Source organism: Oceanobacillus chungangensis, assembly GCF_003369565.1.
Taxonomy (GTDB): Bacteria; Bacillota; Bacilli; order Bacillales; family Amphibacillaceae; genus Oceanobacillus; species Oceanobacillus chungangensis.
Genome location: NZ_PIOD01000018.1, coordinates 1 through 1,477, shown reverse-complemented (window position 1 = coordinate 1,477; position 1,477 = coordinate 1). Strand labels below are relative to the sequence as shown.

The window sequence follows — 1,477 nt, the reverse complement described above, 5'->3', positions numbered from 1 at the left end:
AGGTGGTTACCCCTAAAAGTTAGAGTTTTATTATGCAGCTGATTGGCTGGATTGAGTTCGGTATTCGACTGGACTTAATCCAGCCAATTTTTCTTTTGAACGTTCATGGTTGTACCAGAAGATATACTCTTCAATCCGTCTTTTTAATTCTTCATAGCTTACTAATTCTTCCCCATAATACATTTCTTGTTTCAAGATGCCAAAGAAATTCTCCATCGAAGCATTGTCTGCACAGGTTGCTTTACGTGACATGCTTTGAAATATTCTATTCTCTTTTAATGTCCTCACCCATTGATTGTGCTGGTAATGCCAGCCTTGATCAGAATGGATGGTGGTGCGGTAAGTTGCACCATTCTTTATTATCTCTATTGTTTCTTCTAAAGGCTTCATGACAAGATCTAACGTTGGACGTTTCTTGATTTCAAACGCAATGATTTCACCGTTATAAAGGTCAAGAATCGGATTTAAATATAACTTCTCTTCGCCTAGACATTTGAATTCTGTAATGTCGGTTACTAACTTTTGAAGAGGGATTGGTGTGCTAAAACGGCGAGATAATCGGTTTTTCGCTACTTTTCCAACCTTACCTTTATAGGAATTGTATTTACGGGATTTCCGCATAAATTTCACACATTTTAATCCCAATTCTCGCATAATGCGATACACTTTTTTATGATTGATTTGATGTCCTAATTTCTTGAGTTCATTCGTGATACGTTTATTACCATAACGTTCATGAAACTTTTTAAATAGATCTATAATAATTTCTTTCAATTCTTTATCTGAATCTTTTCTGCCAAAACTTTTCACATGATAGTGATAGGTTGCTTCAGGTATATCCACCACAAGAAGAATATCTTTTAATCGGAATCCTTCTTCTTTAAGCTCGAATGCCACTTTTGCTTGTGCTTTTCGAGAAAGGCATTGGGATTCTCCCGAAAAGCTCTCAATTTTTTTAGGTACGCATTTTCTAGCCTTAGTAGTTCATTCTCACGCTCTAACTCTTCTTCACGTGTTAACTTTTTCTCTTCTTTTTTCTTCGCTTTATTGGGTTTCTTAGACATAGAAGGTCTCCCCTTTGTTTTTTGTTTCAGGCCTTCTATACCTTGTTCACGAAATGTTTTCAACCAGCGTGAAATTAAGGAAGGATTGTTCAAATCAAATTGAACAGCAGTTTCTAAATAAGAAGCACCTGTTTCTAACATAAATTGTATCGCATCTAATTTAAATTGAACAGAATACTCCTTCTTCGTCCTTTTTCGTTTTAATCCATCCATTCCCTGTTCTTTATAGGATCTCACCCAATTTCTTAATTGGAAAGTGCTAGGAATATTATATTTTTTCGACAATGATTGATATCCAAGATTCCCATGCAAATACTCGGTGACAAGTTTTATTTTAAATTCTTCACTATATTTCGCCATAATAACACCCCCGAAAGTTAGATTTTCTACTCTAACTTTCGGGGGTCGGTACC

At 35.5% G+C, this 1,477-nt stretch carries 2 protein-coding genes; both read right to left on the bottom strand.

Translation table 11 applies throughout. The features are described from left to right. Positions 1 to 30 precede the first annotated feature (30 nt). Positions 31 to 897 carry an IS3 family transposase gene (locus CWR45_RS14845; protein ID WP_170138876.1) on the bottom strand — a complete coding sequence of 289 codons (867 nt, stop codon included), beginning with the start codon at positions 895 to 897 and terminating at the stop codon, positions 31 to 33. Next, on the bottom strand, positions 861 to 1,424 hold the full coding sequence (locus CWR45_RS14840; RefSeq protein WP_115750652.1) for a helix-turn-helix domain-containing protein: 564 nt from the start codon (positions 1,422 to 1,424) through the stop codon (positions 861 to 863). Before CWR45_RS14840 ends, CWR45_RS14845 begins: the two co-directional genes overlap by 37 nt. Between the last annotated feature and the right edge of the window lie 53 nt (positions 1,425 to 1,477).

Excerpts from the sequence above, each read along its gene's own strand:
- CWR45_RS14840 (WP_115750652.1), bottom strand. The coding sequence starts at position 1,424 with ATGGCGAAATATAGTGAAGAATTTAAAATAAAACTTGTCACCGAGTAT.